Origin of the sequence: Nocardia farcinica, assembly GCF_001182745.1 — a bacterium.
In the GTDB taxonomy this organism is placed as follows: Bacteria; Actinomycetota; Actinomycetes; order Mycobacteriales; family Mycobacteriaceae; genus Nocardia; species Nocardia farcinica.
Window position 1 is genome coordinate 1777639 of sequence record NZ_LN868939.1, and the last position, 26666, is coordinate 1804304.

The window sequence follows — 26666 nt, forward strand, 5'->3', positions numbered from 1 at the left end:
AGTGTCACGCCAGGCGAATCGATTGTGTTGCTTCAGTATTCGAGACGAATGAAGTCGGCCAGTTCGCGCATGTCGGCGGTGAGAGTTCGTCGGCCCTCGACAACGGCGCCGAGGATGTCGCGGGCGTAGCGTTGCTGGACCAGCCATTCCGGGGCGGTGGCGCGCACCTCACGCAGGATGGCGACGGCCTCGGTGTATTGACGAAGCTGGGTGTGGGCCAGGGCGATGTCCAGGCGGTGTCGCAGGCGGCCCGCCGCGGTCGGCGAGAGAACCGCAGTCGGAAGTCCCTCCGCGATCGACAACGCCTGGCGAGGTTGTTCGGCGATGACCGCGCATTCGGCACTGGCCTGTGCGACGGTCACCGGACCGAAGAGCCGGTTCGGGTTCGGGTCGTAGAGCACCTCACGCCCGACTCGCGCCGCAGCCGCCCGCGCCAGAGACAGGGCGTCGGCTGTGGCGCCCGGCGAGTTGTCGCGGACGCCGACGTTCGCGACGTACAACCACAGGCGACCCCACAGGGCGAGCTGACTCGACGTCGCGGTCGAGAAGCGTGGTTCGATGTCGTCGGCCCATCTCACCGCCAGCTCGCGAGCTGGCGCCAGATCGCCCTGCCGCAGCAGCGACCAGACTCCGACGTTCACCGCGGCTGCCGCGATTCCGCGCTCCGGCGCGGTGTCCACTGCTCGGTCCACCGTCAAGCTCGCGACCTCGAACTGCCGGTTCTGGACCAGCATCCAGGCGACCAGGCTCAGCAGGCGCGCACGAATGGCGCGGCCTTCGTGGTCGTCTAGGGTTTCGGCGTCGTTGAGAAGGCCCGGTAGAACCGCCGCGATGTCGTGATAGCGGTGCGCGTCGGCCATCGGCATGAGTGCGCGATAGGCCGCCTCCACACCGCTGACGGTCGGTTGATCATCGACGTCGTCGGCACGGGTGGGTGTGACGAGCGCGCGCCGCACGGGTTCCCACAGGTTCGATGTGTTCGGGTCGGCGTGCTCGGTATCGGTCTGCCCGGCCTGCAACAACGAGGTTCGAACACCCAGGGCGACCGCGAGCTTGCGCATCGTGTCGAGCCGTGCCGATGGGCGCTCGCCCTGCTCGAGCTTGCGGATGAGCGACACCGACAATCCCGCGCAGTCGGCGAGTTCGCGTTGTGTCAGACCGCGCCGCTTACGAACCGATCGCAGTCGCTCCCCGAGGTCCTGGCCCATGTTTCGAGGCTACGACTATGCGGACTCCTGCGCGCTTGATCCGCGAACGCCGACGGGCTCAGGGCGAGATGAACGCGAATCGCCCTTGCTGTAGCGGCGATTCAGTATTCGAGATGAATGAAGTCGGCCAGTTCGCGCATGTCGGCGGTGAGGGTTCGTCGGCCCTCGACGACGGCGCCGAGAATGTCGCGGGCATAACGTTGCTGGACAATCCATTCCGGGGCGATCGCGCGAACCTCGCGCAGGACGGCGACGGCTTCGCCGTAATGACGGAGCTGGGTGTGGACGTTCGCGACGTCCAACCGGTGTCGCAGGCGATTGCCGATGGTCGCCGCCGGGACGGCGGTCGGGAGAGCTTCGGCGATCGTCAGAACCTGCCGGGGTTGCTGGGCTGTGACGGCGCATTCGGCGGTGGCCTGGGCGACGGTGATCGGTCCGAAGGTTCGATGGGGCAGGCGGTCGTAGATCATCTCCCGGCCGATCCGCACGGCTGCCGAACGAGCCAGCGACAACGCGTCGGCGGTGGCGCCCGGGGAGTTGTCACGGACACAGACGTTGGCAACGTACAACCAGAACCGGCCCCACGGCGCCAGCCGGCCCGGCGTCGCGGTGGAAAATCGGGCGGGTTCGAGGTCGTCGGCCCACTCGACCGCCAGGTCGCGAGCCGCCGCGAGGTTGCCCTGGCGCAGGTGCGACCAGATCAGCGAGTTGATCGCGCCGACCGCGATGCCGCGTTCCGGCGCGGCGTCCACCGCGCGATCCACTGTCATCGCCGCGACGTCGAACTGGCGGTTGCCCACCAAGAGGAACGCGGCGAGGCTCAGCAGGCGGGCGCGGATGACTCGGCCCTCGTGATCGTCGAGCGTCTCCGCGTCGGCGAGCAGGCCCGGCAGCACCTGGGCGATGTCGCGGTAGCGGTGGGCATCCACCAGCGGCGCCAGCGCTCGAACGGCCGCCTCGACACCCCGGCTGGTCGGAGGATCGTCGGCGTCGTCGGTGCGGACCGGGACAACCAGTGCTCGCCGCACCGGCTCCCACAGGTTCGAGGTCTCCGCGTCGGCGTGCTCGGCGTCGGTGTGCCCGGCCTGCAGGGCCGAGGTTCGCACGCGCAGTGCCACTGCGAGCTTGCGCGCCGTCTCCACCCGCACGTTCGGCCGGTCCCCCTGCTCGAGTTTGCGGATCAGCGACACCGACAGACCTGACGCGTCAGCGAGTTCCCGTTGCGTCAATCCGCGCCGTTTGCGAACCGAACGCACCCGCTCCCCGAGATCACCGCCCATGCTTCGAGGCTACGGCCGCGGTGCCGGGGCCGCACCCGATCTTCCTGCACTGCTTGGTTCTTCGAATTACGGGGTTGTGGTTCTGTTCTAATGGCGGAATCGGTGTCGGGGCCGGATCGGTACCTCGGTTGCGCCGGACGGGCGCAATCGATCAGCTACGGAGTCGATAGGAGTCGCCATGGCGACAAGCCGATACCGAATCGTTCGTCAGCTGCTGATCTGCGGTGCCGCGATCACCGCGTTCGCCGCGACCGCCCTCGGGGTGGCCGGGGCGTCACCGGGCAGTGGGTCTGCGGCGCCGGTGCAGGGGCCGCCCGGTCCGCTGGTCGAGTTGAACGCGTACTGCCGGGATCATGGCGGGGTGGGGCACGTGGCGAACGGTCGCACAGTTTATTGCGTGCAGGTCTTTCAGACCGATGCCTTCGTCTGGTCGTACAGTCCCCGGCCCATGGCGTTCGATCCGAATCAGCGGGGATATTCCTGCACCGATGTATGCCGTTGGCCGGACGGGTCGATCGTGCCGAATTATCAACGGTGTGGCGTGCTGTGCGGGGAGCCGCCGACCAGTGGGGATGTCCAGAGTGGGCTGAACGACTGCCTGGAATCCGGCGTGGATTTCGTGGAGTGTGAGCGGCGGATCGGGGGCTGAGAACAGCGGCCCGGCAGCCCGGACAAACGATTGTGTGCCCACAATTCTCGGGGCGTGGAAATGGTGTCCGGGTATTGATCTGGGTCGGGCCGACCCGCCTACGAGGGCGCGCCGTGACCGGGTGCGGGGAGGTGCTGTGCGACGGAGTGCGGCCGATCGTCCGCTCACCAGGGGCGGCTCGCTCCTGGACGACGGCGTTCGCGAGTGCTGGTGCTCCCCGGTGGTGCGGTAGGGAATAAGTACCCTATTCGTTGTTGCCGGCTTGTGATATGTGCCGACGTCTCGCCGACCACCGCTGGATCGTGCATTGTGAAACTTTCAATCTGTGCTCGGCGAACCCGCCCGCAAACAACACCGAAAGGTATGGAATACCACCCGGTTTAAATACCGCTAGGTATAGTTTGTTGCGCGAGCGGGGAAAACGCGTGATCGCTCAGATTTTCCTGGCGTTCGCCGTGCAACTTTCGCCCGCCGTGTGTAGCGTCTGGCACCTGTAAGCCCTTGTGCGACAAGCGGGGGCAAATCCTCGGATGACAAGCGGTGACGCGGTGCTCGGTATTGACGGCTGCCTGAAACGCATCATGGACATTCCCGGTGCGCGCAGCGTGACGATGGTGGATGGTGCGAGCGGTCTGGCGATCGCGGCGGCGGGTCGGCACGATCTGGTGGATCAGCACGAAGACGCCGCGGGCACAACGGATGTGGTGCGGGCGGTGCTGGGCTGTCCGGCGCTGGCGAGCGGGCCGGGCGGCGACGACGTGTGCGAGATCATCGTGTGCGGCAGCAGCGGATATCACCTGTTGTATCTGGTCAACGGGGATTTCGACGGGCGAATCTTCGTGCACGTGGTGTGTGACGAGGCTACCGGGAATCTGGGGCTCGCGCGCTATCAGCTGACGACGATTCTCACCCGATTCGTCGAGGGCGACGATGAGCGCTGACCTCGCCGTCGCGCTGCGCCGACTGGAACAGGAGGGACGCACCGGCGTGTTGCGGGCGGGGGACGGCGAATTCCACCTCGCCGACGGGGTCATCGCCTCGGCCCACTGCCGTCGCGCCACCGGGCTGGACCGGCTGGTGGTGGCGGCGGGCGTCGCCACTCCGGAGGACTGGCAGCGGGCGGGGGCGGGCGATCCGAGCCGGGTGCTGGCGCGACCGCAACTGGAAACCCTTGCGCTGCTGTCGGTTTACGACGCCGCCTATTTCCTGCTCGCCTCGACCGCGGAACCGGAGTTCCGGCCCGCGCCCCCGCACTGGCTGGCCGGGGTCTGCCATGTGCGGCCGCGCGAACTGGTGCGCGAGTGTGCCCGGCGCGGTGATCCGGAGTCGGGGCCGTGGCCCGCCGAACTGGTCGACCGGGTGCCGGTGGTCCCGGTGCGCCGGGTGCACCGCCGCCGGGTGGTGCTCACCGCGGGACAGGTGGAGGTGCTCGCGGCCGCCGACGCCCGCCGCAGCATCACCGACATCGCGCGGGATCTCGGGCGCACGACCTACGGGTGTCTCGCGGCGGTGCGCGAGCTGACCGCCGCGGGACTACTCGAAGCCCCCGGGGCGCGATCGGAAACGGCATCCGCCGATGCCGGGCCGGAGCTCCGGCCTGGCGGGCAGGTCAGCGGTGAGCAGCCTCCTGGCCGGGGCACCGAGCGGTCCACCGGACGGCACTCGATCGATCGGGTCCGGACGGGCTCGCCCCGCGCGACGGCACTGTCCCCGGTCGCCGCCGAGCGGGCCGCCGAGGAGACGGTCCGGAACGCCGTCGCGGCGGCGATGGAGGCCGCCCGTCATGCCCCACCGCGCGTGCGGCTGCCCGGCGGCGACTCTCGTCGCGCCCGGACCGCACCGGACACCGCCGCCGACAGCCCGATCGGACCGAAATCCGCACCGCCGCCACCACTTCGACGCCGGGTGCGGCAGCCGGTACCCGCTCCCGGCCCGGACCGATGGGAGCCGGTGGATGTGAACGTGCTCGTCCGCGTGCGGGCGGCATTGGAGGAGCTTGCGTGACCGCGCGGAAGAAACTGCTCGGCGATTGGATGGGAAGGTTGACCAAGGTGGCGATGTCCGGACCCGAACCGTACGCGGTGGTGCTGGCGGAGCTGAAGGCGCTGCGTGAACGCGTCCCACGGCTGACCGGCGCCCTGGTGGCGTCGGGTGACGGGTTGCTCATCACACACGATCTGCCGGGCCACATCGAGCCCGACGGCATGGCGGCGCTGACCGCCTCGCACCTTGCGCTGTCGTATCGCCTGGCCACCACCGCGCACGGGGGCGGCTTCGACGAGGTCGTGGTGCACGGCACCGGTGGCTACGTCGTCATCTACACCGCGGGCTGGGCGTCGCTGACCGTGCTCGCGGACTCCGCGGTGAACGTCGGCCGCCTCCACCTGGAGTCGCGGCCGGTGGCCCGCGCCATCGCCGACCACCTGGCCGTGCTGGCGAACGGGCCGAGACACAAGCAGCCGACGAAAACAGATTGAAAGGAACGGAAGTGACCAATATGGATCTGGCCCTCAAGGACATGATGGTGATCGACGGGGCCGTGGGCGCCGCGGTGGTCGACTACAACTCCGGCATGGCGCTCGGCATGCTCGGCAGCTCCAAATCGCTGGACCTGCAGATCGCCGCGGCGGGCAACACCGAGGTGATGCGCGCGAAGATGCGCACCATGGACCAGCTCGGCCTCAGCGACGAGATCGAGGACATCCTCATCACCCTCTCCGGCCAGTACCACATCATCCGGCCCATGACCGGGCGCAAATCCAAGGGCCTGTTCCTCTACCTCGCGCTCGATCGCGGCCGGGCCAACCTGGCGCTGGCCCGGCACCGGCTCAAGGGGATCGAAGAAGATCTCGAAATCTAGTGCTCACCGGTAGCGCTCACGCCGACAGGCGGTAGAAACGCCAGAAGCCGAAATCCTCGATCGGCAGGATCTCCACCTCCGCGAAACCGGCCTCGCGCGCGTAACGGCGCAGGGTGTCGTAGCGCATCACCGTGCCGGTGCCCGCGGAGCCGGGGTGCGAGAGGCCGTCGGGCAGGCAGATCAGCAGGCTGAACCCGTACATCAGCCGGTCGATGTCGCTCGCGGGCGCGTCGAAGGTGGCGGCGACGGCCTCGTCCATGACGATCGCCGCCCCACCCGGGCGCAACGCCCGGCGCATCCCCTCCAACACCCGCACGGGATGCGGCATGTCGTGCAGGCACTCGAAGGCGAAGACGGCGTCGTAAGCGTGTTCCGTGAGCGCCGTGGCGGCGTCGGCGAGGTGGAACCGCACCCGGTCGCCGACGCCCGCCGCGGCGGCGTGCTCGGTCGCCATCCGCACCGAGGGGCCGTCGACGTCGAAACCGTCGACGATCAGCTCCGGGAAGGCTTGGGCGAGGGCGATGCTCGACCAGCCCCCGCCGAATCCGACGTCGGCGACGCGCGCGCCCGGCCTGCTCAGCAGGTCTGTCATCGTGGTGACCTCGCCCAAAGCGGCGGCCAGCCGCTGCCGGAACCAGGGGCGGTTCATGTCCGACTGCGCCTCGCGCATGTCGGTGCCGAACTCCGCCCAGCTCACCCCGCCGCCGGTGCGGTACGCGTCGAGCAGCGCGGGCAGCTGGACGGCCGCGGCGGCGAACATCCGCGCCAGCGGCGCCAGGTAATTCAGGCTGTCCCGGTCGGTGAGCACCTCCGCCACGCCCGCGGGCAGGGCGAACCGGCCGTCCAGGTGGGTCAGGATGCCCGCGGCGGCCTGCTGCTCCAGCCACTCCCGGGCATACCGTGGTCCGCCGCCCGCGCGGGCCACGAGTTCGGCCGGGTCGGCCGGACCGTGCTCGGCGAGCGCGCGATACCAGCCCATCCGGTCGCCGAGGTGGACCGCGAGCAGGTCGACCGCACCCAGCGCGGCGGTGAGCATGCGCTCGGCGAATCGGTCGGCGTCGAGTGGCGGTGCGGGAATGGTGGTCACGGGGCGTCCTTCCGTCGATGCTCGTCCGGCCGGGAACGCCCGGCGCGGGCCTGCATCCGGATCGCGCGCGGCGCGCGGGAGGTTAACGAGCGACGCCTCGACCTCGGGCGGATGGCCCGACGGGTTCGATCAGTCCAGCAGCCCGTGCAGCAGCAGTGCCCACGCGTGCTCGGCGGTGGTCTGCCGGGATGCGACGTCGGTGCGCGCCAGCACCGCGGCCAGCATGGCGACCGCGAGCACGAGATCGGTGGCGCCCAGCCCGGCGCGGATGCCGCCGCGCTGCGCCGGGTCGGCGAGCTTGGTGTCGAGCAGGGTCAGCAGGCGACAGGCGGGCTCCAATACGCGCGGATCGTCGCTGGTCGGATCCAGCATCGCGATGAAGGCGGCCGAGGCGGTGACTTGATCGACGATGACGGCCAGCACATCCGCCACGGTGGTACCCGGATCGGCGGCCAGCGTCTCGACCTCGGTCAGGTTCTCCTCGAACACGGCCAGCGCGAGCGCCGCCCTGGTGGGGAAGTGCCGGTAGAGCACGCCCTGCCCGACCCCGGCGGTGCGGGCGATGAGGCTCAGTGGTGCGTCGAAACCGTTGGTGGCGAAGACTTCTCGTGCCGCGGCGATCAGCGCGGCGCGGTTGCCCGCGGCGGCGCTCGGACCTCGGTTGGCGCGGCGGGTTGCACTCACCCACACCACTCTAATTCCGGCCGATCCCGTGCTCGCCGGATCGCCCCGATGACGGGAACCGGATCGCCGCCCCGTGCGTCTATAGAGGAGAAGACGGCGGCGTGGAGGTGGGGGATGACGGTACGACACTCGGGAACCAAGGCCGGGCGGTGGCTGGTGGCCGCGCTGGCGCTGGCGGTGGTGGCCGGGCTCGCGGTGGTCGGGGTGCGCTGGTGGCAGGGCGGTGAACCGGCCGTGGTGGGCGAACGGCTGAGCGCCTTCCCCGCGATCGACCACACCGTGCTCGACGCCGATCAGCGCGCGCTGCTCGCCGTGCTGGAGCGGGAATTCGCCGACCCACGGCCGGGGACGGCGTATGCCGAGGGGGTGCGCGAGTCCTGGTGCGCCGACTTCGTCAGCTGGACCATGCGCGAAGCCGGCCGCCCGCTGGCCAACCCGAACTCCGGCTCGTGGCGCATTCCCGGGGTGTATACGCTCCAGGAGTACTACGAGAGCGTCGGCCGATTCGTCCCCGCCACCGACGGCTACCGGCCGCGCACCGGCGACGTGCTGCTCTACGGCCCGTCGAGCCAGTTCGGCCAGCACACCAACATCGTGCTCGCCGCCGCCGACGGGGAGGTGACGACCATCGGCGGCAACGAGTTCGACCGGGTGGCGGTGCACCGCTTCCGCCTCGCGGACGTGCGGGATGTGGTCGGCTACGGACGATTCTGAAAATCATTGTTGTTCAGCTGAAATGGCCGGTGCGGGCGCGGGTCCGCGGGTGACCTCGCCGTACTATGGAATCGACAGTGCCCGGCAGCGCTGTCGACAGGGACCCTGTCCTGCTCTCCCCTCATCGGCAGGACAGGGTTCCGCCGATCGTGCCGTTCTCCCGAAATCCCCGTCGCGTAGCGTGTCGGATGTCCGTGGAGAGGTGAGGGTTGGCGAGAGCTGATGCAGCCGAGTGAGGAAGGCCCGCAGGAACCGGGCTGGATCGAGTACGCGCAGTTCGGCGAGCGGTTCGTCACCCACGCGGTGACCGAGGACCGCATCATCGCCGCCGTGTCGGGCATGGTGGGCCAGGGCGTCAGCATCGGGCCGGTGAACCTGGCGCCCGGCGGAATGGCGGGCTTCCTGGCCGAAGGCAAGGTCGGCACGCCCGCGGTGTCCCGCCACGAACGCAATCTCGTCTTCCACGTCACCGTCCCGGTGACGCTGGCGCTGAAGATCCTGCTGGGCGGCAAGCCGTTGCGGTTGGAGGCGATCGTGGAGATCGACCTGACCTTGCATGCCCGCACCGCCGAGCCGGTGCTCATCGTCATAGACGTGCCACCCATCGCCGCCGAGAACGTGAGCTTCGTGCTGCGCGCCTCCGCCGTCGACTCCGCCTGGGAGTGGATGCTCGACCCGATCGCGGGCCTGGTGCAGCGCGAGGTCGCCAATCGGGTCAACGCCATCCTCGCCGAACCGGCGGCGCGGCGCGGGCGGGTCTTCGACATCGAGGCGATGGTGGCGGGCACGCGCTCCGAACACCGGGGCCGGGAGCGCTTCGACTGGATCGACTACGGCGAATTCGGTCACCGCTTCTTCGAGCGGGTGGTCACCCGGCAGCGGATCGAGGAGGTGGTCGGCCGGATGGCGGGCCGGCCGATCGAGATCGGGCCGCTGCGCACCGGGCCGCGCGACCGCGCGACGGTGACCGTGCGCGGCGCGATCGGCACGCCACTGTTGAGCGAACGCGAGGCGGTGACGCCGCGCCGATTCGGCCTGCTGCTGCCGGTCGGGCTCGACATCACCGTGGAGGTGTTCAAGGCCAACCGCTACCGCGCCGACGTCGAGATCCCGCTCGAACTGACCGCCCGCGCCGCGGACCCGCTGCGGGTGGTGATCGACGTGACTCCGCCCGAACCGGAAGATCTGCGCTTGCGATTCAAGGCGCACGGCGTGCGGGCCGCGACGCTGGGCGCGCTGGCCGGTATCAAGAAGCAGGTGATCGCCCAGGTGCTCGCCGTGGTGCGGCAGGAACTCGCGCGTGGGGAGGGGCGCATCATCGACGTCGCAGCCCGCATCGACAGCCTGGTGTGAACGCGCGCTGTGATCAGTGGGATCAGTGGTGTTCCTGGGGCCTAGCGGTTCCAGTGTGAATGTGGTGAAATGTGATCACGTTCGAGGCTCCCGGCGCGCAGATCGACCTGGGGAAGGTGCGCCGGGCACGCTGCATGTCGGTCCGGGGGAATTCGTCGAAGGAGCCCTGCGAATGCGTTCTCATCGGATGTCCCGGCGCGCCCTGTTCGCCTACTCCGCCGCCGCGGCCGCCCTGGGCGTCACCGCCTCCGCCACCCCCGCCGCCGCCGCGCCCCGCTACGGCACACTGCTCGACTACGCCGCGGGCGTGCCCTCGGCCGCGGCCATTCGCGAGGCCGGCCATGCGGGGGTCATCCGCTACGTCTCCGACCGGCGGCCCGGCGCGGAATGGATGGCGGGCAAACCGCTGCTCGCCGGAGAGGTCGAGGCGCTGCGGGAGCAGGGCCTGAGCATCGTCAGCTGCTACCAATTCGGCAAGGGACCGACGGCAGACTGGCGCGGCGGACTCGAAGCGGGCAAGAAGCACGCCGAGCGCGGTCTGGAACTGCACCTGGCCGCGGGCGGCCCCGACGACGCCCCGATCTACGCCTCCATCGACGACAACCCCACCCCGGTGGAATTCGCCACCATGATCGCGCCCTACCTGGTCGGCTGGCAGACCGTGCTCGGCAAGCAGAACGTCGGCGTCTACGCCAACGCGCCCACCATCGAACTGGCGCGGGTCGCCGGACTCGGCGCCTGGTACTGGCAGCACAACTGGGGAACGCCCAAGGGTTTCGTGCATCCCGGCGCCCACCTGCACCAGTTCGAGATCGACAAGCGCACCGTCGACGGCATCGGCGTCGACGTCAACGACATCCTGAAGCCCCAGTACGGGCAGTGGAGCTAGGTCTGACAGTGCGCGGCGGGGGTGATCCGCAGGTCCGGCTCGTCGTCGGGCACCACCCGCAGGCTCGGGCGCGAGTCCGGCGCCTCGTGATCGCCGCGCCAGGAGAACAGCGACCAGCGTGACAGGCCCGAGAACGCGGAACCCAGACTCGCGAACGAGCTGGTGGAGATGATCGACCCGAACGAGCCGATCGACCCGATCGACAGCACCGAGCCCACGCTGCCGATGGACAGGATCGAATAGGCCGAGCCGATCGAGAGGATCGAGCCCTCCGAACGGATGGACAGGATCGAGCGGCGAGAGCGCCTGCTCCGGATCGAGCGGGTCGTGCGTGCCGTGAGTTCGACAGTCGCCATGGTCCCGGTCTACCACAGTCGCGCGTGCCCCGGAGGGGTTCGCGGCATCGCCGTGCGTGTCGGGGAACGACGAAGCCCGGCCGCCGGAATCGGCGACCGGGCCTCGAATGCTCGGTGGTGTCGGCCGGACGCTCAGGCGACGGTGAAGAAGCCGAGGGTCGGCAGGAACGAGCAGGTGCGCGGCGCGGCATCGGGTGCCTGGGTGGTCAGCGAACCGCCGACGACCGCCACGATCCGGCCGCGGCCGGTGTCCACGATGGCCGACAGGGTGGCCGGGCCGTCCGGGTTGATCTTGGCCTCGTCGGTGAGCGGCACGACGCCCGACTGACGGGTGTCGAGGTTGAGCCACTGCACCGTCATCGGCGGGTTCTGTACGGGGGTCGGCGACTTGGTGCCGAGCGCGGTGAACACGAAACCGGTCTGCCCCGCGGCCGGGCCGGGCGGCGGCAGCTGGGCCGGGCCGGGCACGGCGAGGGCGGTGCCGACCGAGTCGCTGGAATCGCCGATGCAGCCCTTGCCGATGGTCGGGTAGAGGAACTGCGCGATGGCGGGGCCGTCCTCGGGCAGGTCGGGGCCACCGCCGCCGCTGCCGTCGAGGAAGGTGATGATCCGCTCGAGCGTCGCCTTGATCTGCGGGGGCAGGTTCAGCGTCGCGAGCAGGGTGCGCGCCTGGGCGAGGATGCCCGCCTGCGGGCCCTCGGCGATGTCGGCCGGACCCGCGATGGCGCCGACGATGGCGGGGGTCAGCGCGGCGATCGCGTCGACCGGCACACCCTCGGGCACCATCGGGACGCTGTTCGGAACGGCGGCGGGAGCGGGGGCCGGTGCCGCTACTGCGGTCGGCATGGCGAGCGAAGCGCTCGCCGCCAGGGCGAGTGCGGTCAAGGCGATCCGCGATCCTCGGGTGCGAAGCACTGGTCTAGCCGTCCTTACCTCGGGTACATCTGGTCAACGGGAGCGGACCCGTTGGTATCGGGGGTCACTCTAAGGACATGGGGACCGGCTTGTACAGCCGCCGTAGTCCTTTGTTGGTGCTGTGGACGATCAGTGTTACCAGACAGTACTGCGATTCGATGTTACTGGAGTGAAAGTTGATGCAAACGTTACCGGTGTGCCGACGCCGATGGCGCCGGTCCACCGACTGCCCTGCGCGGCACTCCGGTTAATCTAGTCATCACCTTCGGCTCGCGTGCGCCGAACACTCCGAAACACCCCCGGCCGCGCCGGCGACCCGCACACCACCTCCGAAAGCCTGCGATTTGAACCGAGAGAGCGCTCGGACGGACGCACGTCCGGCCGCTGCCCCCCTGCGAACGGCGCTGGCGTTGCTCGGCCTCTCGGTGCTGGCCCGGCTGCTGTGGATGCTGTTGTCCGACAACGGGATGAATCTGGTCGACCTGCACGTCTACGTGGACGGCTCGGCCTCGGTGCTCACCGACCGGCTCTACGACTTCACCTATGCGGAGAAGACGCCCGACTTCCCGCTGCCCTTCACGTATCCGCCGTTCGCCGCGCTGGTGTTCTCGCCGCTGCACTTCCTGCCCTTCACCGTCATCGCGGTCGGCTGGCTGCTGGCCACGGTGGCCGCGCTGTACGGGGTGGTGCGGATCTCGCTGGAGTTGCTGCTCGGTCGCGAGCGGTTGCGCGAGCCGGGCTGGCGCACCGCGACGGTGGCCTGGACGGCGGTCGGGGTGTGGCTGGAGCCGGTGCGCACCACCCTGGACTACGGGCAGGTGAACGTCTTCCTGGTGCTCGGGGCGATGCTCGCGGTGCGCAGCTCGCGCTGGTGGGTCTCCGGCGGGCTCGTCGGGCTGATCGCCGGTATCAAGCTGACACCGGCGATCACGGGGCTGTACTTCGTGGCGCGCAGGCGCTGGGGCGCCGCGGTGTTCTCCGCGGTGGCCTTCGGCGGCACCGTGGCAATCAGTTATCTGCTCAACAATCACGAGGCCACCCGCTACTTCGGCACCCTGCTCGGCGACGCGGACCGCATCGGACCGGTGGCCTCGGTGTGGAATCAGTCGCTGCGCGGGACGCTGAGCCGGATCCTCGGCTACGACGTGGAGACCGGGCCGATCTGGATCGCGGCGGTGCTGCTGGTCGCGGTGCCGGCGTTCTTCGCGTGGCGGGCGCTCGGCCCCGACGACCTGCTCGGCACGCTGCTCGTGGTGCAGCTGTTCGGGCTGCTGGTCTCGCCGATCTCGTGGTCGCACCACTGGGTGTGGTTGCTGCCGCTGGTGCTGTGGCTGGTGTACGGGCCACTGCGGCAGGCGCCCGGCGCGCGGGTGCTGGCCGGTTACTGGCTGCTGACCATGCTGGTCGGCGTGCCGTGGGTGCTGTCGTTCTTCCAGCCGACGATCTGGGAGATCTCCCGGCCCGGCCTGCTGTCCTGGCTGGGTGCGGTGGACGTGCTCGGCGTGCTGGCCTGCTACGTCTGGGTGATCGTGGCGGGCAGGCGCGCGCGGGCCACCGCGCCCGAGCCGGAGCGGGCCGGGCTGCGCTGACTAGCGCGCGAGTTCGTCGATCTGCCGGGCGAGATCGATGTCGCGACCGGTGAGTCCGCCGGCGGAATGGGTGGACAAGGTGAAGGTGACGGTGCGCCAGCGGATGTCGATGTCGGGGTGGTGGCCGGCCCGCTCGGCGGCCTCGGCGACCCGGTCGACCAGGGCGATGGCGGCGGGGAAGGACTCGGCCTGCACGGTGCGGGAGATCTCGTCGCCGGAGCGCGTCCAGTCGGGCAGGTCCTGCAGCGCGGTGGCGATCTGTTCGTCGGAGAGCAGCTCGGTGGTCATGTACCGGTACTACCCGATCGAGGCGGGAGACACCGGCCCATCGCCGCGCGGGCCTATGCCGCGCGTGCCTGCTTGAGCGCCTTCTTCAGATCCTTGCCGCACACGCCCGCGGCCTCGGCCTTCTTCATCCGCATGATGACGACAGGGCATTTCACGCAGCGCGTCTTCTTACGGCAGCACTTCTTCTTCGGTTTGAGGCTGGAAACCTTCTTCGCCTTGACCTTGCCCATATTGGTTAGCGTAACCTAACTCGTGGCTGGGGAATGCGGGCCCTCGGATTGCCGGTAGTGTGTGCGATGGCCGCGATGCCCGGTGAGTTTCCATTCTCCACCTGTTTGCAGGGGTCGGCCGGCACCAATACCTATCAGCAGGAGGATCCAGCGTGTCGTCTGCACGCGATTTTCGCAACGTCGCCATCGTGGCGCACGTCGACCACGGTAAGACGACACTTGTCGACGCCATGCTCCGCCAGTCCGGCGCCTTCGCCGAACGCGCCGAACCCGTCGACCGGGTGATGGACTCCGGTGATCTCGAGCGCGAGAAGGGCATCACCATTCTCGCCAAGAACACCGCGGTGCACCGGCACCACCCGGACGGCTCGGTCACCGTCATCAACGTCATCGACACCCCGGGGCACGCCGATTTCGGCGGCGAGGTCGAGCGCGGCCTGTCCATGGTCGACGGCGTCGTGCTGCTCGTGGACGCCTCCGAGGGGCCGCTGCCGCAGACCCGCTTCGTGCTGCGCAAGGCGCTGGCCGCCTCGCTGCCGGTGATCCTGGTGGTCAACAAGACCGACCGCCCCGACGCCCGCATCGCCGAGGTCGTCGAGGAGAGCCACGATCTGCTGCTCGACCTGGCCTCCGACCTCGACGACGAGGCCGCCGAAGCCGCCGAGCTGGCCCTGGACCTGCCGGTCCTCTACGCCTCCGGCCGCGAGGGCAAGGCCTCCACCGAGCGCCCCGAGAACGGCAACGCCCCCGACGCCCCGAACCTGGACGCGCTGTTCGACGTGCTGCTGAAGCACGTGCCCGCGCCCAAGGGCGACGCGCAGGCGCCGCTGCAGGCCCATGTCACCAACCTCGACGCCTCGCCGTTCCTGGGCAGGCTGGCGCTGGTCCGCATCCACAACGGCACCCTGAAGAAGGGGCAGAACGTGGCGTGGATGAGTGCCGAGGGCACCACGACGGTGAAGATCACCGAGCTGCTCGCCACCGTCGGCGTGGAGCGCAACCCGGCGGAGGAGGCCGAGGCCGGCGACATCGTCGCCGTGGCGGGCATCCCGGACATCATGATCGGCGACACCCTCGCCGACCCGGACAACCCGGTCGCGCTGCCCCGCATCACCGTCGACGAGCCCGCCATCTCGGTGACCATCGGCATCAACACCTCGCCGCTGGCCGGCCGCAACGGCGGCACCAAGCTCACCGCCCGGCTGCTCAAGGCGCGCCTGGACCAGGAGCTGGTCGGCAACGTCTCGCTGCGGGTGCTCAACACCGACCGCCCCGACACCTGGGAGGTGCAGGGCCGCGGTGAGCTGGCGCTGGCGATCCTGGTGGAGACCATGCGCCGGGAAGGCTTCGAGCTCACCGTCGGCAAGCCGCAGGTGGTCACCCGGATGGTCGACGGCAAGGTGCACGAGCCGTTCGAGGAACTGACCATCGACGTGCCCGAGGAGCACCTGGGCGCGGTCACCCAGCTGCTGGCCGCCCGCAAGGGCAAGATGGTGCAGATGACCAATCAGGGTCACGGCTGGGTGCGGATGGAGTTCATCGTGCCCTCGCGCGGCCTGATCGGCTTCCGCACCGACTTCCTCACCGAGACCCGCGGCACCGGCATCGCCAACGCCGTCGCGCACGGCTACGCGCCGTGGGCGGGCGAGATCCGCTCCCGGCACACCGGCTCGCTGGTGTCCGACCGCGCGGGCAGCGTCACCGCCTACGCGATGTTGCAGCTGGCCGACCGCGGCACTTTCTTCGTGGAGCCGGGCGCGGAGACCTACGAGGGCATGGTCGTCGGCATCAATCCGCGCGCGGAAGACCTCGACATCAACGTCACCCGCGAGAAGAAGCTGACCAACATGCGCTCCTCCACCGGTGACGTGCTCGAGACCCTGGCGCGGCCGCTGGTGCTGGATCTGGAAGGCGCGCTGGAGTTCTGCGCGGCCGACGAGTGCGTCGAGGTCGGCCCCGACGTGGTGCGGGTGCGCAAGGTCATCCTCAACGCCAACGAGCGCGCCCGCGAGCTGTCGCGGCGGAAGGCACGGGACCGGGCCGCGTTGTAGAGTGCGGGACGTGAATTCGGGGGCGAGACGACGCGCGATGCTGCGCGTGCTGCAGATCCTGCTGGCGGCCTCCGTCCTGGTGGTGGCCGGATGCACCGCGAATCCGCCCCCGCCGATCGAGAGCACCGACAGCCCGAAGACGACACCGGCCAAACCGGGCAAGAACACCGTCGTGGTGGCGATCGACGACATCGGCATCGGGTTCAACCCGCATCTGCGCGCCGATCAGTCGCCCGCCACCTCGGCGGTCAGCGCCATGGTGCTGCCCAGCCCGTTCCGCCCGGTGCCGGATCCGGCGGTACCGGGTGCGACGCAGTGGGTGCCGGACACAGCGCTGGTGTCGGCGGCCGAGGTCACCGCGCAGGAGCCGTTCACCATCACCTACACGCTGCGCAACCAGGCCAACTGGTCCGACGGCGCACCCATCGCCGCGGAGGACTTCCGGTTCCTGTGGCAGCAGATGATCACCCAGCCCGGGGTGGTGGATTCGGCGGCCTACCGGCTGATCTCCGATGTCAGCTCCTCCGGCGGCGGCAAGACGGTGACGGTCGTGCTGACCCAGCCGTATCCGGCGTGGCGGGAACTGTTCGCCAACCTGCTGCCCTCGCACCTGATCAAGGACCAGCCGGGCGGGTTCGTCAACGGGCTGGCCGAGGGCATTCCGGTCTCCGGCGGCAACTTCTCGATCAAGTCGGTGGACCCCGGCCGCGACGAGATCCTGCTCGAACGCAACGACCGCTACTGGGGCACCCCGGCCGCGCCGGACCAGATCCTGTTGCGGCGCGGCGGGACTCCCGCGCAGCTGGCCGACTCGCTGCGCACCGGCGACGCCCAGATGGCGCTGGTGCACGGTGGCGTCGCCACCCAGGCGCAGCTGGCGGCGATCCCGTCGGTGCGGACCGCGATCATGCCGCAGTCGCGCACGTTGCAGCTGGTGCTCAACGGCCGCAACCCGGACCTGGCCGACCCGCGGGTGCGTCGCGGCGTGCTGGCGCTGCTCGATCCGGCGCTGCTGGCGACGGTGGGCGCGCAGACCGGCGGCTGGGTGGAACCGGTACGCGCCCAGATCCTCTCGCCCTCCGACCCCGGCTACACCCCCACCCAGCCGCCGCGGCCGAGCCCGGAGGAGGCGTTCGCGCTGCTGGCCGAGGCCGGGTTCGCGCGGGCGCCGGAGCCGCCGCAGGCGGTCTCGCCGACCTCACCCGCGCCGCAGCCGCGTCCGCTGGCCCGTGACGGCCGGTCGCTGGCGGTGCGGATCGGGGCCGTGGTGGGCGATGCCACCGCGCACGCCGTCGCCAGCACCGCCGCCGACCAACTGCGCAGCGCGGGCATCGATGCGAGCGTGCGCACCCTCACCGCCGACGCGCTCTACGGCAAGGAACTGGTCGACGGCGGCGTGGACGCCGTCGTCGGCTGGGAGGTCGCCGGCGGTGATCCGGCCACCGTGCTGGCCTCGCGGTACGGCTGCCCGCCCAGCGGCGCGCCGGTGCCGGACGGCGAGGCGGAGGCGGTGCTGGAGGCGGCGCGCCGGGCGCCGAGCAATCTGTCCGGACTGTGCGACGTGGCGTTGCAGCCCGCCATCGACGCGGCCCTGCGCGGCATCGATGTGCCCAAGGTGCTCGCCGACGCGGAACCGGCGCTGTGGGGCCTGTCGACGGTGCTGCCGATCGTGCAGGACAACCTGGTGGCCGCCGCCGGGCCCGGCGTCGACGGCGCCGCGCTGAACGGAGCGATCCAGGTCGGCATCTTCGGGGACGCGGCGATGTGGCGGAGGATCCCGTGAGTACGGCGACCGGCGGGCTGCTGCTGGTGCACGCGCACCCCGACGACGAGACCATCACCACCGGTGGCACCATCGCCCGCTACCGCGCCCGCGGCGTCCCGGTGACCGTGGTGACCTGCACGCTCGGCGAAGAGGGCGAGGTCATCGGCGAGCAGTGGGCGCAGCTGGCCGCGGATCGGGCCGACCAGCTGGGCGGCTACCGCATCCTCGAACTCACCAGGGCGCTCGACGCGTTGGACGCCGGACCGCCGCGGTTCCTCGGCGGTGCCGGGCGGTGGCGCGACTCGGGGATGGCGGGCACCCCGTCGGCCGAGCATCCGCGCGCCTTCGTCAACTCCGGTCCGGAGGCGGTCGAGGCACTCGTCGAGGTGCTGCTCGACCTGCGGCCGCGGGTGGTGGTGGGGTACGACCCGAACGGCGGCTACGGCCATCCCGACCACATCCGCGCGCACCGGGTGACCACCGAGGCGGTGCGGGCAGCCGCCGAGCGCGGCTGGGACGTGCCGAAGTTCTACTGGACCGTCACCGACGCCGACATGCTGCGCCTGCACACCGAGGCACTCGCCCGGCGCACCGCCGCGGGCCTGCCGGGCGCACTGCCGCGCGGCTGGCGGCTGCCCGCGGCGGACGAGCTGGCCTGCGTCGCCAGCGACACCGTCACCACCACCGTCGACGTCGCGGAGGTGCTGGCGGCCAAGCGGGCCGCGCTGCGCGCGCACGCCACCCAGATCACCGTCGCGCCCTCGGGCCGGGAGTTCGCGCTGTCGAACAACATCGCCCAGCCGGTGCTGCCCGAGGAGCACTACGTGCTGGTGCGCGGCAGGCGCGGTCCCGCCGGGCCGGACGGGCGCGAACACGATCTGTTCGCCGGGCTGGACGGCGACGCCGCCTAGACTCCATGACGTGTACAACTGGGATCTCCAGAACGCCATCGTGGCCTTCGTCGACAGCCTGCGCCCGAGCGCGCAGCAGCAGCACGAGCTGTACATGTCGGTGCTCTACGCGTTCGTCGACATGCAGAGCCATCTGTTGACGCTGCTCGGCTACCCGCCGGTGCCGTGACGGCCCTCGACAAGCGCGCCGATGCGCCGGCCGAACCCACCCGCATCGGCGCGATCGCCCGCGTGGGCACGATGGTGGTGTTGATCCTGGCGGCGCTGTTCACACTCGCGGTCGAAGTGCTGTATCTGCCGATCTACCTGGGCAGTTCGCAGCTGGCCGGCGCGGGACCGGAGCTGGTCGCGGCGCCGCTGGCGGCGCAGCCGGGGTCGGGAGCGGTCCCGGTGCCGATCACGGCGGTGCTCGCCGCGGTCGTCAACATCGCGCTGGTGGCGGCCATGCGCACGCTCACCGACAGCGTCCGGGTGGCGATGCTGCCGGTGATGGCGTGGACGCTCGGGTTCCTGGTGTGCACGTTCCCCGGGCCCGGCGGCGACCTGGTGCTCATGAGCGAATGGCCGACCCTGCTGCTGCTCGTCTGCGGTGTGGGCGCGCCGCTGATCTACGTGTTCCAGCGGGCGACGGGGGTCGCGGGGCGTTGAGCGCGTGAGGGTGCCGCTCGGCGACGGCATCGGTCGTCGCCGGCGCGCGAACCCGCTTCGTCAGCCCGGGTTCCGCGCGGTGGCTCCGCCCGGTCCCGACCTCGACCGGCCCGGCGCGGTTCCCTCGACGTGGGTCGGATCGTCCCGGCTCCCGAGCGCGCCCGGTGTCGCGGCCTCGATGATCGCCCACGCCCGGGCGAGCGGGACGTCGACGACCTGGTAGGCCTTCTTGCCGGCCGCCGTGGCGGCGACCACGGTGGCGATCCCGGCCCGGCGTTGCCAGAAGGTCTGGCGCACCGTCCAGCCGATGATGCCCGGCGCTTCGAGGCAGTCGCGGTCGCGGTCGAGGGAACCGGATCGGGTGATGAGCCAGGCCGGGCCGGTACCGGAGCGGGGGAGCACGGTGTGCCCGAGCCCGCGATACCGATCCTCCGCCAAGGCCAGCGCGAGGAGGAAGAGCACGGCGGGCACCAGCCACCACCAGGCCCCGGCCGCCCAGCCGAAGGTCGGCAGGGCGAACAGCGCCGCCGCCAGTCCGGCGACCGGAGCGATCGCGCGCACGTAGCGACGGCGGCGGGCCACGGGGCCGTGCGGGGTGAGCGGCGCCGACAACTGCGCCGTGCCGGGCGATGCCACCTCCGGTGCGGGCGTTTTCGCCGGGGCAGCGGGCGTCTCGGCCGACATCGTCGACAGGTGCCTGCTGCCCAGCAGTTCGGCCAGGGTGCGTTCGACCGCCGCGCGCGGCGCCTGCGGCAGGATCTTCTGGCGCGGGTTCTCGCCCACCATGATGGCTTCGAGTTCGGCCGCGCCCGCCAGCCGCAGCAGTAGCGGCTCGTTCACGGTGGCGCCGCGGAATCGGGCCAGGTCCAGGGTGATCTGGCGGGTGGTGAACAGCCCGTGGCTCAGGTGCAGGGTGCGGCCGGTGTCGAGCACCCGCAGGCCGAAATAGGTGCTCAGGTAGCGGGCGCAGGCGGCCAGGCTGACCAGCACGACCACGCAGGCCAGCACCGCGAGTCCGATCAGCACGACGACGGCGACGGCGCGGCCCTCCACCGCGTGCGCGGTCTCGGAGGTGATCACCACCTCGCCGAGGCCGAACTGGAAGGCCAGGCCGACGATCGGCGCGACGACGGCGAATCCGGTCAGCGACAGCGGCGCGTACCGCACCCAGGCGGGCTGCCAGTGCCCGATCTCGCGGCCCTGCGGCGCGCGGGTCGTCGGCACGGCCGAATCACCTTCGGCGGGAACCTGTTCGGCGGTGTGCGCGAGCAGTTCGGCGCGCAACGCGGGTGCGGTTCCGGCGGCCAGCGAGTCGAGCCGGAACTTCTCGCCGCTGTCGGCGGCCTGCCCGGTGCCGACGACCACCACGGCCAGCCCGAGCACCCGGTGCAGCAGGTCGGCTTCGATGTCGACCGAGCGGATGCGCGACCGCGGCACCGACAGCGTGCGGCGTTGCAGCAGCCCGGTGCGCAACTCGACATGCGTCGGCCCGACCCGGTAGGTGGTGGTGAACCAGCGGCTCAGCGCGTATCCGACGATCAGCGCCAGCGGCACCAGGCTCCAGCCGTGGTTGCCGCTGCTCGTGCCGAGGATGACCGAACCGATCAACACCGGGATGAACTTGACGACCTCGTTCACCGGATGCACCAACAGCATTCGCCGATCCAACCGCGACCACGGCCGATCGGTCTGCGGTGCGTTCACGTCGCGTCCCCGCGGTGGCGCGCGGCGATCTCGGTGAGCCTGCGCACCGTCTCCTCGGCCACCGGCAGATCCAGACCGGTGATGGTGACCGCCCCGGCGGAGGAGGCGGTCGTGACGGTGACGGTGGCCAGGCCGAGCAGCCGCTCGAGCGGTCCGCGTTCGATGTCGACCGTCTGCACCCGCGAGATGGGCGCGACCCGGCTCTCCTGGGAGAGCCAGCCGACCCGGGTGTAGACGGCCTCGTCGGTGATCTCCCAGCGGTGCACCGCGTAGCGCCACCACGGGACGATCAGCGCGCTGAACACCGCCAGCGCCAGCCCGGCGCAGAGCGCGAGCACCTGCAGTGTGCGCCGCTCCGAATCGACGGCCGCCCAGACGATCAGCGCGACGAACGGGATCACCCACCCGAGCACCGATTGCGCGGTCCAGAGCAGTTTCGCCCGTGGGCTGGGACGCCAGGCCGGATCGGCCATGATCGTGCGCGGCTGCGACATGCCTGTCATCGTCGCACGAGGCCGGAAACCGGCGGGTCGCCCACACGGGTGGAATAGGCCACGCGGCGGCGAGGTTGTGAACGCTCACGACGAGTCCGTGACCGGCCGGTCGTGAGCGCCGCCCCCACCCCGGGGATCGGCACCGCTAGGCTCGGTCGGACGCACTGGAGGGAGACAGTCCAGGATGGTTAGCGCATGATCGAGGGCGTGACCGAGCTAGCGACCCCGAACGTCCCGCCCGCTCCGCCCTCCCCGTCGGCGATGCGCCGGGCGTTGCGCCGGGCCCGCGACGGGGTGAGCCTCAATCTCGACGAAGCCGTCGTGCTGCTGCACGCCCGCGGCGACGACCTGGCCGACCTGTGCCGCAGCGCCGCCCGGGTACGCGACGCCGGGCTCGAGTCGGCGGGCCGGCCCGGCACCATCACCTATTCGCGCAACGTCTTCATCCCGCTGACCCGGCTGTGCCGGGACCGCTGTCACTACTGCACCTTCGTCACGGTGCCGGGCAAGCTGCGGGCCGAGGGCAAGGGCATGTTCCTCGAGCCCGACGAGGTGCTCGACATCGCCCGCCGCGGCGCCGCCCTCGGCTGCAAGGAGGCGCTGTTCACCCTCGGCGACCGGCCCGAGGACCGCTGGCCGGAGGCCGCGCAGTGGCTCGACGAACGCGGCTACGACTCCACGCTGGACTACCTGCGCGCCGTCTCGATCCTGGTGCTCGAGGAAACCGGCCTGCTGCCCCACCTCAACCCCGGCGTGATGAGCTGGGCGGAGATCGCGCGGCTCAAGCCGGTCGCCCAGTCGATGGGCATGATGCTCGAGACCACCGCCACCCGGCTGTTCACCGAGAAGGGGCAGTGCCACCACGGCAGCCCCGACAAGGACCCGGCGGTGCGGCTGCGCGCCATCACCGACGCGGGCAGGCTCTCGGTGCCCTACACCACCGGCATCCTGGTCGGCATCGGCGAGACGCTCACCGAGCGGGCCGAGTCGATCATGGCGATCCGCAAGCAGCACAAGGCCTTCGGGCACATCCAGGAGGTGATCGTCCAGAACTTCCGCGCCAAGGACGACACCGCCATGCGCGATGCCCCCGACGCAGGCTTCGACGAGTTCCGGGCCACCATCGCCGTCACTCGCCTGCTGCTCGGGCCGGACGTGCCGGTGCAGGCGCCGCCGAACCTCGTCTCCCGGCAGGAGTGCCTGGCGCTGATCGAGGCGGGCATCGACGACTGGGGCGGGGTCTCCCCGGTGACGCCGGACCACGTGAACCCGGAGCGGCCGTGGCCGAACCTGGACACCCTGCGCGAGCTCACCGAGGCCAGCGGCTTCACCCTGGTCGAGCGCACCTCGGCGCACCCGAAGTACGTGCGGGCGGGCAATCCGTGGATCGACCCGCGCATCGGCGCCCACGTCGCCGCGCTCACCGACCCGGTGACCGGCCTGGCGAAGGCCGACGCGCTGCCGGTGGGTCTGCCCTGGCAGGAGCCGGACGAGTCGTGGGAGTCGGCGGGCCGCACCGACCTCAACACCGCCATCGACACCGAGGGCCGCAACACCGAGGCGCGCAGCGACGCCGCCCTCGGACAGGACGTGGTCGGCGCCTTCGGCGACTGGGACACCATCCGCGAGCAGGTCCGCGACCTGGCCGTGAACGCGCCCGAACGGCTGGACTCCGACGTGCTCGCCGCGCTGCGCGCCGCCGAACGCGACCCGGCGGGGCTCTCCGACGATCAATACCTGGCGCTGGCCACCGCCGACGGCGCCGAACTCGACGCGGTCGCCGCGCTGGCCGACCAGTTGCGCCGGGACACCGTCGGCGACGACGTGACCTATGTCGTCAACCGCAACATCAACTTCACCAACATCTGTTACACCGGTTGCCGGTTCTGCGCGTTCGCCCAGCGCAAGGGCGACGCCGACGCGTTCACGCTGTCCACCGAGGAGGTCGCCGACCGCGCCTGGGAGGCCTACGTCGACGGCGCCACCGAGGTCTGCATGCAGGGCGGCATCGACCCCGACCTGCCGGTGACCGGGTACGCGGATCTGGTGCGGGCGGTGAAGCGGCGGGTGCCCTCGATGCACGTGCACGCGTTCAGCCCGATGGAGATCGTCAACGGCGCCTCCCGCGGCGGCGAGAGCATCGCCGACTGGCTGACCGCGCTCAAGGAGGCGGGCCTGGACACCATCCCGGGCACCGCCGCCGAGATCCTCGACGACGAGGTGCGCTGGGTGCTCACCAAGGGCAAGCTGCCCAGCTCGGCCTGGATCGAGGTGATCACCACCGCGCACCGTGTCGGGCTGCGGTCCAGCTCGACGATGATGTACGGGCACGTGGACAATCCGAGCCACTGGGTCGGCCATCTGCGCGTGCTGCGCGGAATCCAGGACGAGACAGGCGGTTTCACCGAATTCGTGCTGCTGCCGTTCGTGCACCAGAGCGCGCCGCTGTATCTGGCGGGCGCGGCCCGGCCCGGCCCGACCATCCGCGACAACCGGGCCGCCCACGCGCTGGCGCGGATCATGCTGCACGGGCGGATCGACAACATCCAGACCAGCTGGGTCAAGCTCGGCATCGCGGGTACCCGGGTGATGTTGCAGGGCGGCGCCAACGATCTGGGCGGCACGCTGATGGAGGAGACCATCTCGCGCATGGCCGGGTCGCAGCACGGTTCGGCGAAGACCGTGGCCGAGCTGGCCGAGATCGCCGAGGGCATCGGCAGGCCGGTGCGCGAACGCACCACCGTCTACGGCCGGGTGGACCGGCGGCCCGCGCCGATCGTGCCGGTCGGCTGAACCGAAGCGACCCACGTGAATCCGGGTGAGTTAGGGCAGGCTGACCCGGAGTAACGTGGGTGCTCGGGATAGGGTTTCGCGTGGCGGATCATCCCCGCAGGTGAGGACAGACTAGGAGAACGGCAGTGCCGTACATCATCGCTGAACCGTGCGTTGACGTGAAGGACAAGGCATGCATCGAGGAATGCCCCGTGGACTGCATCTACGAGGGTGGCCGCATGCTGTACATCCATCCCGACGAATGCGTGGACTGTGGTGCATGTGAGCCGGTGTGCCCGGTGGAGGCGATCTTCTACGAAGACGACACCCCGGACCAGTGGAGTGGCTACGTGAACGCCAACGTGGACTTCTTCGACGAGCTGGGTTCCCCGGGCGGCGCGACGAAGGTCGGCAAGGTCGACTACGACCCGCCGTTCATCAAGGAACTTCCCCCGATGGGGGAGTGAGACCACCGGTGGTATCGCGTGGCCGGGTCAGCAGTCTGCTACCCGATTTTCCGTGGGACACCATCGCCGCGGTGAAGGCGAAGGCGGCGGCCCACCCCGGCGGGATCGTCGATCTGTCGGTGGGCACGCCGGTCGACCCGGTCGCCCCGGTGATCCGCACGGCGCTCGACTCCGTCGCGGAGGTGCCAGGGTACCCGACCACCCACGGCACCCCCGAACTGCGCGCCGCCGCGGTGGACGCGCTCAAACGGCGCTACGGCGTGACCGGCGTGGACCCGGCGGCGGTGCTGCCGGTCATCGGCACCAAGGAGCTGATCGCCGGGCTGCCGCGGCTGCTCGGCATCGGCCCGGCCGACCTGGTGGTCATCCCGGAGATCGCCTACCCGACCTACGAGGTGGGCGCGCTGCTGGCGGGCGCGCAGATCCTGCGCGCGGACGGACTGACCCGGCTCGGGCCGCAGTCGCCCGCACTGATCTACCTCAACTCCCCGTCGAACCCGACCGGGCGCGTGCTGGGTGTCGAGCATCTGCGCAAGGTGGTGGCCTTCGCCCGCGAGCGCGGCGCCGTCGTCGCCTCCGACGAGTGCTACCTCGGCCTGTCCTGGGACGCGCGCGCCCTGTCGATCCTGGATCCGCAGGTGTGCGACGGCGATCACACCGGCCTGCTCGCGATCCATTCGCTGTCGAAGACCTCCAACCTGGCCAGCTACCGTGCCGGGTTCGTCGCCGGTGATCCGGAACTGGTGGCCGAGCTGCTCGAGGTGCGCAAGCACTCCGGCATGATGGTGCCCTTCCCGATCCAGGCCGCGATGACCGCCGCGCTGGCCGACGACACTCACGAGGCCCAGCAGCGCGAGCGTTACCGGGTGCGCCGCGAGCAGCTGCGCGCCGCGCTGACCGCCGCCGGTTTCCGCATCGACCACTCCGAGGCGGGCCTGTACCTGTGGTCCACCCGCGGCGAGAACGCCCGCACCACGCTGGACTGGCTCGCCGAGCGCGGCATCCTCGCCGCCCCCGGCGACTTCTACGGCCCGGCCTCCGGCGAGCACGTGCGCATCGCCCTCACCGCCACCGACGAACGGATCGCCGCCGCGGTCGCCCGCCTGACCACGAACTGACGGCGCGAGTGTCCGTGCCACGCGCCGCGTCGTGGTTGTCAGGTCCATGCCTGTGAGGGTGACAGTGCTCCGGTCGTCTCAGGGTGCGTCCAGCACGCTCGCCGGCACGCCGTAGGGCAGAAATCGCACCCGTCGGCGCTCGTCGGTGTTGTCGCGATGCGCGCGTAGGGCCTCGAGTTCGCTCGGGAAGACCTGGTCGACCCGGGCCTCGCCGCCGTCGTCGAGGCGGTAGATCACCCATACTCCGCTGCCGCTCTCACCGGTGATCTCACCCTCGGGTTCCGGTGGCCGCGCCGGCCGCGATGGGACGAACTGCGCCAGCAGCGACGTGAGCCCGGCGACGCTCGCGTGATCCACCCGATCGAGATAGACGCCGGCTTTGCCGAGCAGGTCGCGCAGCTCGGTGCCCGCTTCGCGTAGTGCGCGTTCGAAGTCTTCCGGGTCGATGCCGAAAGGTCCGTTGGTTGGCATCGCATGTACTCCTGGGACTCGGCGAATGCTGTTTCCCCAGTGTCCTCGGACAACGCCGACTCCGCCACGTCGGCCACGTCGTGCCGTTCGCATCCGCCGACGCGGCCGCGCACGTTCGACGCGACGCGCGACCGCTGGTCGGCCGTTCCGAGCGGGCGCGTAA

At 70.7% G+C, this 26666-nt stretch carries 28 protein-coding genes; 17 read left to right on the plus strand and 11 right to left on the minus strand.

What is annotated here, in order from left to right; genetic code table 11:
* Nucleotides 1-32: 32 nt before the first annotated feature.
* Nucleotides 33-1208, minus strand: a complete 1176-nt coding sequence (locus AMO33_RS25015; RefSeq protein WP_060594492.1) for a helix-turn-helix domain-containing protein — start codon at nucleotides 1206-1208, stop codon at nucleotides 33-35.
* A 101-nt stretch (nucleotides 1209-1309) separates the two neighbouring features.
* Nucleotides 1310-2488, minus strand: a complete 1179-nt coding sequence (locus tag AMO33_RS25020) for a helix-turn-helix domain-containing protein (RefSeq protein WP_060594493.1) — start codon at nucleotides 2486-2488, stop codon at nucleotides 1310-1312.
* Between the two features lie 178 nt (nucleotides 2489-2666).
* Between AMO33_RS25020 and AMO33_RS25025 the strand changes: the two genes are divergently transcribed.
* From AMO33_RS25025 to AMO33_RS25045, 5 genes are all read left to right on the plus strand, one after another.
* Entirely contained in the window at nucleotides 2667-3137 is a 471-nt protein-coding gene (locus AMO33_RS25025; RefSeq protein ID WP_060594494.1) for a hypothetical protein, read from the plus strand.
* A gap of 530 nt (nucleotides 3138-3667) precedes the next feature.
* Nucleotides 3668-4078, plus strand: coding sequence for a hypothetical protein (locus AMO33_RS25030; RefSeq protein WP_228787939.1), 411 nt, complete (start codon nucleotides 3668-3670; stop codon nucleotides 4076-4078).
* Nucleotides 4068-5141: a hypothetical protein gene (locus AMO33_RS25035; RefSeq protein WP_060594496.1), complete on the plus strand. Its 1074-nt coding sequence runs from the start codon at nucleotides 4068-4070 to the stop codon at nucleotides 5139-5141. Before AMO33_RS25030 ends, AMO33_RS25035 begins: the two co-directional genes overlap by 11 nt.
* A 53-nt stretch (nucleotides 5142-5194) precedes the next feature.
* The gene (locus tag AMO33_RS25040) at nucleotides 5195-5614 is read left to right on the plus strand and encodes a roadblock/LC7 domain-containing protein (RefSeq protein WP_011211307.1); all 420 of its coding nucleotides are present in this window, start codon (nucleotides 5195-5197) and stop codon (nucleotides 5612-5614) included.
* 11 nt (nucleotides 5615-5625) lie between these two features.
* Nucleotides 5626-5997, plus strand: a complete 372-nt coding sequence (locus tag AMO33_RS25045) for a hypothetical protein (RefSeq protein WP_011211306.1) — start codon at nucleotides 5626-5628, stop codon at nucleotides 5995-5997.
* A gap of 16 nt (nucleotides 5998-6013) precedes the next feature.
* Here AMO33_RS25045 and AMO33_RS25050 read toward each other — a convergent pair whose 3' ends face one another.
* Both AMO33_RS25050 and AMO33_RS25055 read right to left on the minus strand, forming a co-directional pair.
* A complete protein-coding gene (locus tag AMO33_RS25050) occupies nucleotides 6014-7075 on the minus strand; it encodes a class I SAM-dependent methyltransferase (protein WP_371392067.1) in 1062 nt (353 codons plus the stop codon).
* Between the two features lie 138 nt (nucleotides 7076-7213).
* Entirely contained in the window at nucleotides 7214-7768 is a 555-nt protein-coding gene (locus AMO33_RS25055) for a TetR/AcrR family transcriptional regulator (RefSeq protein ID WP_011211304.1), read from the minus strand.
* Between the two features lie 114 nt (nucleotides 7769-7882).
* On the opposite strand from AMO33_RS25055, the gene AMO33_RS25060 reads away from it, so the two are divergent.
* The 3 genes from AMO33_RS25060 to AMO33_RS25070 all read left to right on the plus strand — a co-directional run bounded on the left by AMO33_RS25060 (nucleotide 7883) and on the right by AMO33_RS25070 (nucleotide 10724).
* On the plus strand, nucleotides 7883-8482 hold the full coding sequence (locus AMO33_RS25060) for a CHAP domain-containing protein (protein ID WP_011211303.1): 600 nt from the start codon (nucleotides 7883-7885) through the stop codon (nucleotides 8480-8482).
* 222 nt (nucleotides 8483-8704) lie between these two features.
* Nucleotides 8705-9835, plus strand: a complete 1131-nt coding sequence (locus AMO33_RS25065; RefSeq protein ID WP_060594497.1) for a hypothetical protein — start codon at nucleotides 8705-8707, stop codon at nucleotides 9833-9835.
* 172 nt (nucleotides 9836-10007) lie between these two features.
* On the plus strand, nucleotides 10008-10724 hold the full coding sequence (locus AMO33_RS25070) for a DUF1906 domain-containing protein (protein ID WP_011211301.1): 717 nt from the start codon (nucleotides 10008-10010) through the stop codon (nucleotides 10722-10724).
* Here the strand turns inward: AMO33_RS25070 and AMO33_RS25075 are convergent.
* Both AMO33_RS25075 and AMO33_RS25080 read right to left on the minus strand, forming a co-directional pair.
* Nucleotides 10721-11080, minus strand: coding sequence for a hypothetical protein (locus AMO33_RS25075; RefSeq protein WP_011211300.1), 360 nt, complete (start codon nucleotides 11078-11080; stop codon nucleotides 10721-10723). The genes AMO33_RS25070 and AMO33_RS25075 overlap by 4 nt on opposite strands.
* 132 nt (nucleotides 11081-11212) lie before the next feature.
* Complete coding sequence (locus AMO33_RS25080; RefSeq protein WP_041560399.1) at nucleotides 11213-11995, minus strand: Rv1157c family protein; 783 nt, start codon at nucleotides 11993-11995, stop codon at nucleotides 11213-11215.
* Between the two features lie 344 nt (nucleotides 11996-12339).
* On the opposite strand from AMO33_RS25080, the gene AMO33_RS25085 reads away from it, so the two are divergent.
* Nucleotides 12340-13584 (plus strand): mannosyltransferase, encoded by a 1245-nt coding sequence (locus tag AMO33_RS25085; RefSeq protein WP_060594498.1) that lies wholly within the window; start codon nucleotides 12340-12342, stop codon nucleotides 13582-13584.
* Here AMO33_RS25085 and AMO33_RS25090 read toward each other — a convergent pair whose 3' ends face one another.
* The gene (locus AMO33_RS25090; RefSeq protein ID WP_011211297.1) at nucleotides 13585-13872 is read right to left on the minus strand and encodes a 4a-hydroxytetrahydrobiopterin dehydratase; all 288 of its coding nucleotides are present in this window, start codon (nucleotides 13870-13872) and stop codon (nucleotides 13585-13587) included.
* Between the two features lie 53 nt (nucleotides 13873-13925).
* A complete protein-coding gene (locus AMO33_RS32125) occupies nucleotides 13926-14102 on the minus strand; it encodes a hypothetical protein (protein WP_011211296.1) in 177 nt (58 codons plus the stop codon).
* Between the two features lie 152 nt (nucleotides 14103-14254).
* Here AMO33_RS32125 and typA point away from each other — a divergent pair, with 152 nt between their 5' ends.
* From typA to AMO33_RS25110, 5 genes are read left to right on the plus strand one after another with little or no spacing between them, the layout of a single operon-like run.
* On the plus strand, nucleotides 14255-16153 hold the full coding sequence (typA, locus tag AMO33_RS25095; protein ID WP_060594499.1) for a translational GTPase TypA: 1899 nt from the start codon (nucleotides 14255-14257) through the stop codon (nucleotides 16151-16153).
* A 37-nt stretch (nucleotides 16154-16190) separates the two neighbouring features.
* Entirely contained in the window at nucleotides 16191-17936 is a 1746-nt protein-coding gene (locus AMO33_RS25100; protein WP_060594500.1) for an ABC transporter family substrate-binding protein, read from the plus strand.
* Nucleotides 17933-18829 (plus strand): N-acetyl-1-D-myo-inositol-2-amino-2-deoxy-alpha-D-glucopyranoside deacetylase, encoded by an 897-nt coding sequence (gene mshB, locus AMO33_RS25105; protein WP_060595139.1) that lies wholly within the window; start codon nucleotides 17933-17935, stop codon nucleotides 18827-18829. Before AMO33_RS25100 ends, mshB begins: the two co-directional genes overlap by 4 nt.
* A 10-nt stretch (nucleotides 18830-18839) precedes the next feature.
* On the plus strand, nucleotides 18840-18998 hold the full coding sequence (locus AMO33_RS32130; protein ID WP_011211292.1) for a hypothetical protein: 159 nt from the start codon (nucleotides 18840-18842) through the stop codon (nucleotides 18996-18998).
* Entirely contained in the window at nucleotides 18995-19477 is a 483-nt protein-coding gene (locus AMO33_RS25110) for a hypothetical protein (RefSeq protein ID WP_011211291.1), read from the plus strand. The genes AMO33_RS32130 and AMO33_RS25110 overlap by 4 nt, the downstream gene beginning before the upstream one ends.
* Before the next feature lie 60 nt (nucleotides 19478-19537).
* On the opposite strand, the gene AMO33_RS25115 is transcribed toward AMO33_RS25110, so the two are convergent.
* Nucleotides 19538-21133, minus strand: coding sequence for a PH domain-containing protein (locus tag AMO33_RS25115; protein WP_228790592.1), 1596 nt, complete (start codon nucleotides 21131-21133; stop codon nucleotides 19538-19540).
* Between the two features lie 44 nt (nucleotides 21134-21177).
* The gene (locus AMO33_RS25120; protein WP_167547540.1) at nucleotides 21178-21675 is read right to left on the minus strand and encodes a PH domain-containing protein; all 498 of its coding nucleotides are present in this window, start codon (nucleotides 21673-21675) and stop codon (nucleotides 21178-21180) included.
* A gap of 195 nt (nucleotides 21676-21870) precedes the next feature.
* Here AMO33_RS25120 and AMO33_RS25125 point away from each other — a divergent pair, with 195 nt between their 5' ends.
* From AMO33_RS25125 to dapC, 3 genes are all read left to right on the plus strand, one after another.
* On the plus strand, nucleotides 21871-24468 hold the full coding sequence (locus AMO33_RS25125; RefSeq protein WP_060594503.1) for a bifunctional FO biosynthesis protein CofGH: 2598 nt from the start codon (nucleotides 21871-21873) through the stop codon (nucleotides 24466-24468).
* Between the two features lie 125 nt (nucleotides 24469-24593).
* On the plus strand, nucleotides 24594-24914 hold the full coding sequence (gene fdxA, locus AMO33_RS25130; RefSeq protein WP_011211287.1) for a ferredoxin: 321 nt from the start codon (nucleotides 24594-24596) through the stop codon (nucleotides 24912-24914).
* Between the two features lie 8 nt (nucleotides 24915-24922).
* A complete protein-coding gene (gene dapC, locus AMO33_RS25135) occupies nucleotides 24923-26032 on the plus strand; it encodes a succinyldiaminopimelate transaminase (protein ID WP_060594504.1) in 1110 nt (369 codons plus the stop codon).
* Nucleotides 26033-26110: 78 nt separating this feature from the next.
* Here the strand turns inward: dapC and AMO33_RS25140 are convergent, their stop codons facing one another.
* On the minus strand, nucleotides 26111-26503 hold the full coding sequence (locus AMO33_RS25140; RefSeq protein ID WP_011211285.1) for a hypothetical protein: 393 nt from the start codon (nucleotides 26501-26503) through the stop codon (nucleotides 26111-26113).
* Nucleotides 26504-26666 lie beyond the last annotated feature (163 nt).

Bases quoted from the DNA above. Each gene is read 5' to 3' on its own strand.
- AMO33_RS25015 (WP_060594492.1), bottom strand. From the start codon at position 1,208: ATGGGCCAGGACCTCGGGGAGCGACTGCGATCGGTTCGTAAGCGGCGC.
- AMO33_RS25020 (WP_060594493.1), bottom strand. From the start codon at position 2,488: ATGGGCGGTGATCTCGGGGAGCGGGTGCGTTCGGTTCGCAAACGGCGC.
- AMO33_RS25025 (WP_060594494.1), top strand. From the start codon at position 2,667: ATGGCGACAAGCCGATACCGAATCGTTCGTCAGCTGCTGATCTGCGGT.
- AMO33_RS25030 (WP_228787939.1), top strand. From the start codon at position 3,668: ATGACAAGCGGTGACGCGGTGCTCGGTATTGACGGCTGCCTGAAACGC.
- AMO33_RS25035 (WP_060594496.1), top strand. From the start codon at position 4,068: ATGAGCGCTGACCTCGCCGTCGCGCTGCGCCGACTGGAACAGGAGGGA.
- AMO33_RS25040 (WP_011211307.1), top strand. From the start codon at position 5,195: ATGTCCGGACCCGAACCGTACGCGGTGGTGCTGGCGGAGCTGAAGGCG.
- AMO33_RS25060 (WP_011211303.1), top strand. From the start codon at position 7,883: ATGACGGTACGACACTCGGGAACCAAGGCCGGGCGGTGGCTGGTGGCC.
- AMO33_RS25065 (WP_060594497.1), top strand. From the start codon at position 8,705: ATGCAGCCGAGTGAGGAAGGCCCGCAGGAACCGGGCTGGATCGAGTAC.
- AMO33_RS25070 (WP_011211301.1), top strand. From the start codon at position 10,008: ATGCGTTCTCATCGGATGTCCCGGCGCGCCCTGTTCGCCTACTCCGCC.
- AMO33_RS25075 (WP_011211300.1), bottom strand. From the start codon at position 11,080: ATGGCGACTGTCGAACTCACGGCACGCACGACCCGCTCGATCCGGAGC.
- AMO33_RS25090 (WP_011211297.1), bottom strand. From the start codon at position 13,872: ATGACCACCGAGCTGCTCTCCGACGAACAGATCGCCACCGCGCTGCAG.
- AMO33_RS32125 (WP_011211296.1), bottom strand. From the start codon at position 14,102: ATGGGCAAGGTCAAGGCGAAGAAGGTTTCCAGCCTCAAACCGAAGAAG.
- AMO33_RS25100 (WP_060594500.1), top strand. From the start codon at position 16,191: ATGCTGCGCGTGCTGCAGATCCTGCTGGCGGCCTCCGTCCTGGTGGTG.
- AMO33_RS25115 (WP_228790592.1), bottom strand. From the start codon at position 21,133: ATGCTGTTGGTGCATCCGGTGAACGAGGTCGTCAAGTTCATCCCGGTG.
- AMO33_RS25120 (WP_167547540.1), bottom strand. From the start codon at position 21,675: ATGTCGCAGCCGCGCACGATCATGGCCGATCCGGCCTGGCGTCCCAGC.
- AMO33_RS25125 (WP_060594503.1), top strand. From the start codon at position 21,871: ATGATCGAGGGCGTGACCGAGCTAGCGACCCCGAACGTCCCGCCCGCT.
- AMO33_RS25140 (WP_011211285.1), bottom strand. From the start codon at position 26,503: ATGCCAACCAACGGACCTTTCGGCATCGACCCGGAAGACTTCGAACGC.